Annotated in this window: 5 protein-coding genes; all 5 read right to left on the bottom strand. The window is 54.4% G+C overall.

Annotated elements, in window-relative coordinates; translation table 11 throughout:
* Positions 1-163 precede the first annotated feature (163 nt).
* Genes AC1EK1_RS08200 through AC1EK1_RS08220 form a run of 5 tightly spaced genes read right to left on the bottom strand, consistent with a single transcriptional unit; the run spans position 164 to position 9,689 of the window.
* A complete protein-coding gene (locus AC1EK1_RS08200) occupies positions 164-4,546 on the bottom strand; it encodes a hypothetical protein (protein WP_480307028.1) in 4,383 nt (1,460 codons plus the stop codon).
* 31 nt (positions 4,547-4,577) lie between these two features.
* Positions 4,578-6,149 carry a hypothetical protein gene (locus AC1EK1_RS08205; protein WP_480307030.1) on the bottom strand — a complete coding sequence of 524 codons (1,572 nt, stop codon included), beginning with the start codon at positions 6,147-6,149 and terminating at the stop codon, positions 4,578-4,580.
* A 17-nt stretch (positions 6,150-6,166) separates the two neighbouring features.
* Positions 6,167-7,729 (bottom strand): hypothetical protein, encoded by a 1,563-nt coding sequence (locus AC1EK1_RS08210; RefSeq protein ID WP_480307291.1) that lies wholly within the window; start codon positions 7,727-7,729, stop codon positions 6,167-6,169.
* A complete protein-coding gene (locus AC1EK1_RS08215) occupies positions 7,729-9,480 on the bottom strand; it encodes a hypothetical protein (protein WP_480307034.1) in 1,752 nt (583 codons plus the stop codon). The genes AC1EK1_RS08210 and AC1EK1_RS08215 overlap by 1 nt, the downstream gene beginning before the upstream one ends.
* Positions 9,477-9,689, bottom strand: coding sequence for a hypothetical protein (locus AC1EK1_RS08220; protein ID WP_480307036.1), 213 nt, complete (start codon positions 9,687-9,689; stop codon positions 9,477-9,479). The genes AC1EK1_RS08215 and AC1EK1_RS08220 overlap by 4 nt, the downstream gene beginning before the upstream one ends.
* Positions 9,690-9,801: the final 112 nt, after the last annotated feature.

Consider the following 9,801-nt stretch of genomic DNA (forward strand, 5'->3'; position numbering starts at 1 on the left):
CGCTCCCAAAAGGAGTTTTTTTAGTCCTATTTGCCGATCTGTTTTGCGACCCCTAGCGGGGTCGTGAGGTGGGGGGGGGAGGGGATGGGAAAAGGCGACCCCGACGGGGCCGGTGTGTCGGTTCCGTCGGGGTCGTAATAGAGGATGGCTATCGGCGTGTGGATCAGTTTCGGATAGTGAGACCTCCTGATCGGGCACGCGGGATAAAGAAGTCCTTGTAGTTCATTTCCTTTTCGTTGGGTACCGGTATGATTGGTAGAACACAGGCCTTACTTGCTACGTCGGCAATTAATTGAGGAGCCCCTGAGAAATAAGGAGTAGGTACTTTCAGCTCCCAAGCTCCCGACCGACCATTTCCACCATATACAGGGTCAGTGGTGTGGAAGTGGGCAACTTGGTTTGGGAAAAGGGCACCACTTTCATAATATCCATTTTGGCTCTCCGGACCATTCCAGCTCTCTGTTACGCTTATGTTATTTATGGGAACAGCACAATTGACCCCCATTGCCTTAATTGCATCGAAGGCGGTCCGATATCCCGAAAAAACAAAAGGCATACCGGTTTCCACCCCGACAGCGGGGATCTTGAATCCATAGGGACAAGGGTCAAATGGGGTCTTTTTGCTATGGTAGGCAGATATTTCGCGTTGCTGTGTTGACCCCAGCAGACTTCCGCCCCAGAGGCCCGAAATCTGATAGTGTTGCTGTGTGACGTTGGATCCGACCAGCTTGTCCTGACCGGCCTCAACGAGCCAGTGGGCAATATCGGAATTACCCTCACGGACAGCAACTGTGGGGTTTTCGATCGATTGCTTGTAGGTCATGCGGTAGCCGGTGAGCCACTGGGTGCGGAAGGGACGCCCATCCGCCCGCTTGAGGTGGGGTGCAACGAGGTTGGCATAGCCTTCCATCCGATTGTAGTCCTCCTTGGGGAAGGGATCTTTGCGCCCCCACTGGTAGGTCATGCCCAAGACTCTGTAGACACTGGGTTGCCAAATCAAAGGGCCTCTGTAGCCTGAGCTCGGGTTCGGTCGCTTGAGTGCACCCAGCTCTTGCTTCATGTAGCCGGGATGGTAGTATGAGACACCTGAGTTTGTCAGATTGCCAAGGTCAAGGATCGACATATAGTCAGTCCGGGCACCCTTGCGGACCGTCATGATGTGCCAGGACCAGAGGATGGCCTTGGAGACATTTCCCATGGTGTAGCTATTCTCGGGGAACTCACTGCCGGTATCCACTACGGTGATGCCCGTGGGTATCTTGTCGTGCTTGCCGGAGCGGACAGCGACGAGGGTATTGGCGACGTTTTCGGGCTTGTCCTTTCCGGGCATGATGTAGAGGTAGCGGTCACCGTGTACACGGATGATGGCCATGGCGGCGATGGGGCCTTGTGAATTGTGGGATGACTTGGGGTCGTAGATGGTCTCGCTGCACCGGCGCTCGTAGGGCTTATAGTCGGTCCAGATGAACTCGGCAGTGACCTCATCGTCGTCGTCGAGGTGGTGGAGCCCTTGGTTCTGCTCTTGCATAAACTCGCCCCAGCTGGTTTTACCGGTGGGTACGCTTTTGTAGACTTGAGCCCAGGTGTCAGAGCCTTGGGTGTACTCACTGAACTTAACGGGTTCCGCCCAGTTTTTGTAGAAGGTGTCGGCGACGGTATTGATGCGCGAGAGGGGGATGAAGACCCCAAAGTTGTCCAGCTCGATGACGTAGCTATTGGCCTCCGGCTGTACAGTAACGCAAAGGAACTCGGTACGGAAGCGGTCACCCGGCACTCCATCCTCCCGAAACTTGTACTTGAAGAATGGGTCGGTGGTATCGACGAGCCAATCGCCGTAGCCCCATATCAGCTTCTTGGTGGCGTCGATGTCGTTGCGGGTGGTGAAGGAGTAGTAGTTGCGCGAGCTGCCGGAGCCGAGATTGGCCTTGAAGAAAAAGACATCCTGCTCGGTGTCGATGTGGCTCTTGAGTTCGTCCCGTGATATAGTCATGTCGCTGTAGCCGGCGGTGGTCCCGCTCACTTTCTCGATCGGGATCAGCTCGGGGTTCTGTGGGGCACCTCCTCTCTCGCGGTCGTTTTGCCCCTGTCGGAGTAGCTTGACGTAGCCCTCAATGTTGGACTTGACGTAGAGCGTCTTTTCCTTGCCGTTCATGAGGAAGAGCTCGGGATGCTTGACGTCGTAGGAGATACGCTTGGTGAGCGCAGGATCGGTGTAGAGGACGATGTTGTGCTCCTGCTGTAGGAGGTTGACACCCCGGGTGATGCTGACGGTCTTGGAGGGGTCATTTGGGGTGACCGGGTCGTGTACGCTCAGGGTGAAGTTGTACTTATTGCGACGCAACTCGAAGGGCTCCTTGGGGTTGTCCATCTTGGTATTGGCGATGGTTACGACCCAGAGGTTGTCTTTTTCGAGGTACTTGATGTAGTCGGGCTTGCCGTTGCCGGAGGTCGAGAATTGACTGAATGGTTTGAAGCAGTTCTTGAACGACTGACCGGGATTTTTCTTCTGCCACTCTTCCGGACCTTCGGGGTACCTGTCGTAGTTCCAGAAATAAAACTCCTCACCTCCTTCATTTTTGGCAGAGAGGTTGTAGATCACTGCTGGGCTACTGGTGGTGCCACCCCACCAATCGGGCTTCATGTAAGGCATGGTATAGAGGTAGAAGGTGCGGTAGGCTCCCTGGTCCACAGGTGTATGGGTGACACCGTCGACAGTGATGGATTGATCGTAGTCGTACCCCTCCTCGTGTACAGTGAGGAAGTTGATCTCACGAGTCATCTCTCGGTCGCCAAAGATCTTGAACTCGACCTCGAGCTTATTGGTCTGGACGACCTGGACATACCACTTGAGCTTGCCCTCCTGCGCCTCAACCACAAAGGCTCCGTGTCGGGGCTGCGCATCGGACCGCTGATCGACAGGGACATAGAAAGTGACCTGCTCTGCCTCTGTCTCCTTGCCGGGGGTGGACTTGCACTTTTCGATATTGTGACCTACCGAGCCACCGGCCATCTCGTAGCCAAGGGAGAAGTAGCCCTGACTGCCGCCTTCTGGCAACAAATTATTGCCCACTAGTTTTTCGGGGTGATCGGGGTCGGGGGGATAGGATCCGGGTACACTGATCCTCCACCCCTTGGGCCAGTTGGTCTGGAATGTAATGGGTATGGCTCCGCCATAGCGGCCCACCTTGATAACGTCACGGCTGAGCCTCAGCCAGTATTTGCCATCGGTGATGACCTTGGAGACGTCGTTTTCGTCCCATACGGAGACGGAGTAGTGGACATCGGTGCCTACATTTTCTATCGCTTCTTTCGGAGTTTTGTGTCCGGGTCCGTCGACGCTCTTGATATTGATGCGGTAGCGGTGGTTGCGGAGGATGGGTAGGTAGGTAGTCGGCTCAGCGTCATTTTTGGGTGCTTTGACAAAGTCTACTCGGTAGTAGGACATGTCGGTATTTTGGCGTCCTTTGGGGTTGAAGTTGTTGCCCTTGTAGACACCACCTATGACGATGCAGGTGGATTCTTCGAGCTGTTGGGCGACATCAGTGGCTTTGGTTGCCCGAGACTCTGGGAGGTAGATGGTTCGGACCAGACTACCGACATTGGGGTCGACGGTGTACTTTTGGAGCTGGTCAGCCTCCTTGGTGGTGTAGTATTCTTCCCACCCAGGTATTGTGGGTGCCACGACCTGGAAGGCAGAGGAGCCTTCGGGCTTTTTGATGTTGTTTTTGAGATCTCCGGCCATGCAGTATCTCTTGGCCGGACGGTAGACGTAGATCTCCTTGAAGTCGAAGGAGCGGGAGTTTTCGGAGTCGACTGTGTTGGTCTCGGGGAGGGGCTGTCCTTCGCGTGCCGGTGCGTCAAATGCCAGGCCGACGTCAACACGGGCCAAGGCACGGTAGAGACGGACCACACCGTCCTGATAGTGGTAGTCGTTGAACTCGTTTTCGCCCGGAACGACTGTGACGGCGTTGCTCTCACCCCACATAGGGATGAGGTCGTAGTCTTTTCCCTTGATCGCACCGCTCTCTTGGCCATTGCTGCGCCAACCTTTTTGGACGTTGTAGTGGAATACCAGGCAATTGTACAGGTCCTTCTTGGTGATGCCGGGGGTCACTCCCTGGGGGAGGCGTCCATTCAGCTCCGGGATATTGGCGAGGAAGACGAGCCTCTGTGGGTCGGAGGTGACGTTGAGGACGAGCTTGACGTAGTACTTTCCCTGCTTGAGTGTGGGCCCTGACTTGATCCTCGGCTCGTAGGCATATACCTCGTTTTCCTCGGAGGCTCCCTGTGGCACGGTGAAGGCGAGGATGTGTATGTCGGAGGCGTCCTTCTCCTGATCAGAGGAGAGGGAGCGAAGTCCGTCCGTCAGCTGCATCTCGGGGATGTCTACCCCTACCTCTACCTCCACCTCCTCTCCGGAGGTTGTCCGGCAGGCTTCGTCACCGGGGTAACCGTTTCCCCAAAAACTATCGTGACAACCACTTGCCAGTAGGACAAGAAGTGCCAGGATGGTCTTGCTCAACGAGTCGTATATTTGATGTCTCATGGGTATTGTCTATCGTTTTTGTTCGTTATTATTAGAGCTCGGCCGGAATCTCCACCTCGGACCAGTCGGTGACTATGTAGGGGATCACTCCTCGGCTGGATTGTTTTAGCCTGAGCTTGACGTGATATATGGTGTTGCGATGTATGTCGTAGAGGCCGGTCGTAGCGTTCTTTTCACCAAAGGGGAGGTCCATCTTGAGCGACTTCCGCGGTCCATCGAACTCGTAGGTGCGCTTGGTCGACGCTGTGGGGTTGTAGGTGGACTTGAACTTGGAGAGCTGCACGTAGATGGTATTTTGATCCTGTGGGCGTGTGGGGTAGTTTTCGCTCACATAGAACTTGGTTGCCCCGTGACGCTGCAGAAGTGAAAAGACACTGGGCGTGTATCCCTCCTCACCGCTGGAGATCAACCCATCGTAGAGGGAGTGGCTGTAGAAGGCAAACTTAAACCCTCCATTGGGTAGCCGATCCATGGTCATCTTGCTTTTTGCCCGAGCAAGCACACCGTCCCAATTGCCGGGAATGATGGAGCCGAGGTTGCAGTAGAGGCCTGGGTCGACTTGGTCGAAAAGGTACTCTCCGGAGTAGTAATAGTAGCCGTCCGGTTGTTTGGGATCCTGAGTGCACTGGTGATCCCACTCGATGCAGACAAAGGCTGCTGCGCGCTCCAATAAGACATTGTTTTGGGAATCATTGAGTAGAAGTGCCGGAGAGCCTGGGCTATGCGAAAACTTTATTTGGGAGTTGTTGAGTTGGTCTTTGTATGCAGAGACGTTGTATATGCGTCCGTACATCGGTAGATAGTCGCTTCGGTAGTGCATATACTCCACTCCTGTGGGTGACTTGTCGGGATAGGTGTTGTTTGCCCACTCGTCACACAGCCTGTCGCTCAGCTGAAAGAGTGGTGTGATGCCGAGGTAGTAGGGGTTGTCTAGGTCGAGGTAGCCGAGGTTTTTGGGGTTGCTCCAGTATTGGCTTTGGTAGACTTGCGAATTGGCCAAAAAGGTAAGGATGCCACTCTTGGGCAGCTTGAAGAGTGTGACCTTCACCTCGTCCGGCCAAGGCTTTGAGGTGTCGACCGGGCCGGGGATCTCAGCTCTACCACTGCTGTCGATCGGCTTGCGTGGCACCAATCCGGTAACCTCGTATGCGTCGTCCGGCAACTCGAGGATCTTGAGCGTAGAGATCCAGTCGCACCCATTTAGGGCGCTTTCGGACAACTCTACGATTTTTTTCATCCTCTCCTTATCCTCGTCAGCCACCCACAGGTCTTTGGGATCCTTGGTGTTGACAGTGAACTTTCTCCTATCATCGAAGCTGTATCTGCTGTAGTCACCGCTAAGATCCCCAAAAGCACGGAGTGAACCAACGGTCATGGCTCGGGTAGCCGATGGTTGGCTCGGGTCCACCACGTTTGGTGCGATCACACTTACCTCCAGGGTCACCGGTTGATCAAGCGTGATCAGCTCTGAGATGGGGTCGGTACCATGCGTACCACGTCCCAGATCGGGGGTGCCAAGGTCTTGGTGCCGACAGGCACTCATCGAGATCAGCGATAGGAGTAGGATGACCGTCGAAATGGTGCTGTATCGTTTGTTCATCATGTTGTCTGCTCTTCGGATTATGGAGCCGGGGTCACGGGGTTTACCTCGTGTCGGTTTTCGTCATCGGGGTCTATCTCCAGGTCAATATCCACGATCCGCCAAGGATACACAGCGACTTTTCCTGGATAGTAGATTCTCAGGCCTTCTCCATAAAAGAATATGTTCATATCATGGATCGTATTGCGCCGGATATTGTAAAATCCTCCAAAATTACTGCCCCACTCCGGATCTGGTCCGGGTCTGTTTTTGATCGGCACACGATACACAAAGCGCTTATTGTCCGCCATGCGATCAAAAGAGAGCTCGATGCATAGCTGCACATCTTTATTCTCAGGATCGTTCACGGGGCTGAGGAAAAGGCTTGGCAGATAGAGGTGGTAGGGTCTGGTATCTTGTTGGGTCCAGTCGTTGGGGTAAAGTATCGGTTTGCGCCAGAGTTTCCCCAGTCCTCCGTCCGCTCGGTTATTGATCTCATGATCCCAAATCCAGGTCTTGGATTGGTCTTGACCGTTCACCCAAGTAGCCTGTAGTGCCATCTCCTTGTCTGTCTCAAAAAGTGGCTTCTCGATATTCTTGTGGTTGAAGTAAGTGCTATGGAAGAAAGGACCCTTGATAGAGGTGTACTCTGCCGGTGAGGGGAGGAGCGGATAGCTGTAGCACTCCTCGTCTCCGACGGGGTTGCCCAAAACCCTCAAACGTGCAAGGCGGTATTCGCGGGGAAGGTAGTGGAAGTTTCGTCGGGCGTTCTCTCTTCGGGTAAGGTAGTCACCGCCCTCACTCTGAGTGGTGGTGATGTAGAGATCCACCCGGGCAAAGACACGCTCCATATCGATCACCGGCTCCAGCACTTGTGTGGGGTCGGCGGGTTTCTTTGCCGGAATCTCAATCTCCTGCTGTCCGACTATCGGGAAGTCCTGTATGTAGGTATCGAGGTCATCGGTATGTGCCGCAAAGGCGCGAGCAGGGTAGAGTCGAGTGGTGAGGTCGTCCATTGTAAGGGTGCCACCTGCACTTGGGTCCTTTGCTCTTTTGCGCAGTTCGCCTGAGTTGGCAACTGTGATAAAGGTATAGCGTCCCGGCTTTAGCTCCAACTCCATCACCGCCTCGCCTGTCTCAGAGAGTGAGGTAAAGGGTTTGGCCACGATGTTGGTGCCGGAGAGTTTGCCATCCACGACCCCTTGAGTACCCTCCTTGTAGAAGTAGAGTACCTGCTGGTCTTTTTGGCTGTACTTGGGTATCGCGAAGAGGAAAATATCACCAATGGCACGCTCTCCGCCCTCTGCCTCACGGCTATTGGGCTGAAACTTCCCGGAGTTGTCGTGATCCTGCACTGTGCCATCGATTTCACCGGCTCGTGGAAGGGGCGCGACTCCATCGTAGTTTTCCACTGTGGCCATGATACGGACCGCTCTGGGGCAGATGGCCGCCAGCTCATCATCGGTAGGCAGCACGCCACTGTGACAAGCTCCCAGGAGGAGTGTCAGGCCCATGAACATGGGGAAAAGATACTTCCGGCCACAGTGTTTGGTACTATTGGGGTTCATCAGTTTCATTCTTGTCGTTTCTTGTCGCCGTCTCATCAGTCCTTGGGGATCACAAACAAGTCGTACGCATGAGGAAAGTAGTTCCACTTTAGCACCCTCGTCTTTATTTTGATCGTGGCATCAGGACCATTGTTGATAGGTAGATCCTGTGGCTTTGGCTCCAGCGGATTGTCATTTGGGGCTGGGATGTAGGGGTCATCCGGGTCGTTGGGGTCGTAGTTGAGTCCGTACCCATTGATTCCCTGTATTGCGAGATCGTAGATATTGTTTCGGCGGGTGTCGCAGTTGTAGACCTTGTCTTTTTCGCCCTGTGCATTGAGCGGGGTCAGGTAGACCATCCGTCCACGGGCGTACTTTCGTGCGGTTTTGTTGCCACCGCCAATAGCGGCCAGCAGGGTATTGTAGAGTGATCCATCCTCTCCCACATAGAAGGTGCCCGGGAGATCGTGCATCAGGAAAAAGATGTGCCCACTATGACTATCGGACAGCTTTTTTTCCGGCTTGGCAAAACGACGCCTAGGGAGTTTGTCCTTATTTTTCTCATACCACTCCTTTTGGCACGTGGCACAGATCCAGTACCACCGGTCGCTCTCGAAGTCTGCCGAGGTCGCCGGTTCCAAGAGTTTATTCAGGTTCTGGAAATCCGCCAAGGCAGTTATGGTAGTTCCGGAACTTGAGGGTTTGCCATTATCCTCTACCGTACATGTCAGGAGCATTCTCGCCTCCTCTTCCGTTCCGACCACCCTACTCATGGGGCTAAACGACCTCCCGGCTTTTTCGTTGTAGACACCCATGCGCCCACCGGTCAGGTGGCTGAGGTCGGCATAGACCTTGGCATAGGCAACATGCTTCATTTGTACCGTGCGTGGATAGGGCTCGGCTCGTCCTTTTGTCTCCTTGAGTGCATGCTCGTAGAAGTAGATCGCATCCGAGACGGACTTCCGATCACTCGACTGATCCGAAAGCACTCTCCAGGCAAAGTTGCCGGTATCCGACTCGCTTTTCACCCAATCGGAGAGCTTCATCAGATCCTCCTTGTCTGTGGCTGTCGAGAGACCATCGTACAGGCCATTGGCTCCCAAAGTCCTACTGCCGGCCTGATTCCTAAAGAAGTAAACCTGCTTGCCACTACCCGCCATTGACCAGTGGAGGTTGGATAGGGTGCCGGGGAGGTTGCGCTCGGTGTAAGTGGTGACATCCTTGTGGAGCTGGGCTTTGGAGACAAGTCGCTCCACGGGAAGAGGTGCATTGCCCTCCGGAAAGACATTGCGTCCCGGACGATCGGGCTGTTCCACACCGCTGTATATCGTGCCATGGAGCCCCATATCAGCGGTCATCACAAAACCCTCAGAGTCGGTCAGGTCACCGAGACGATCCAGCCCCACTGTGGTTGTCGCATAGAGGGGGATAGTGGGCAGGATGAACTTCTGTCCATTGATTAGGAGGGTATAGCTACGTTGCTCGCTCTCTGCGGTCACATTTCTCACCTCAAAGACAGCCCGATACTCTGGTGCTCGGTTTTTGTCCGGTATGGCTCGCATCCAGCCCGATTTTTCCAACCATAGGCAGAGCTCACCCACCTTTCCCTCACCACTGTTGGCCAAAGGGTCGGCGTCGTTTTCGGACACGGAACGGAGCCCGGAATTGTCCTGCACCAAGACTCGGAGTGTCAGGTTGGTAGTGCCACTTGGCAGAGGTGACGACCCACCGCTGTCGACAGTGCCCCGACATCCTACGGTAAAGAGCAACGCCAGAAGTGAGAGAATATGGTATTTATTGATGCTCATGATCTTGATCCTACATCGTGCGACAGATACCGGTCCACTGCATGATCTTGGTAATGATCATGAACAATGTCCGGCTTGGCTCCGACTTTTGTGCCAAAGCCATAGCAACGGGCTCGGTCTGTGGATCGGAGAGAGGACACACCTCTCTCCCTCTCATTACTTCCCTGTAGAAATGCTTCTTTTATGGACCGATCCGCTACTTCTGTCATTTTACTAAAGGCTCTCGACCACCTTTTTTAGTTCGGCCAAGTTGCCGGCTGCACTGGTGTCACCCTTTGCGATCGCCTCCTTGAAGCAGGTCTCTGCCTCGGCATACTTGCC

The organism is Porphyromonas sp. C0026D3, assembly GCF_056590775.1.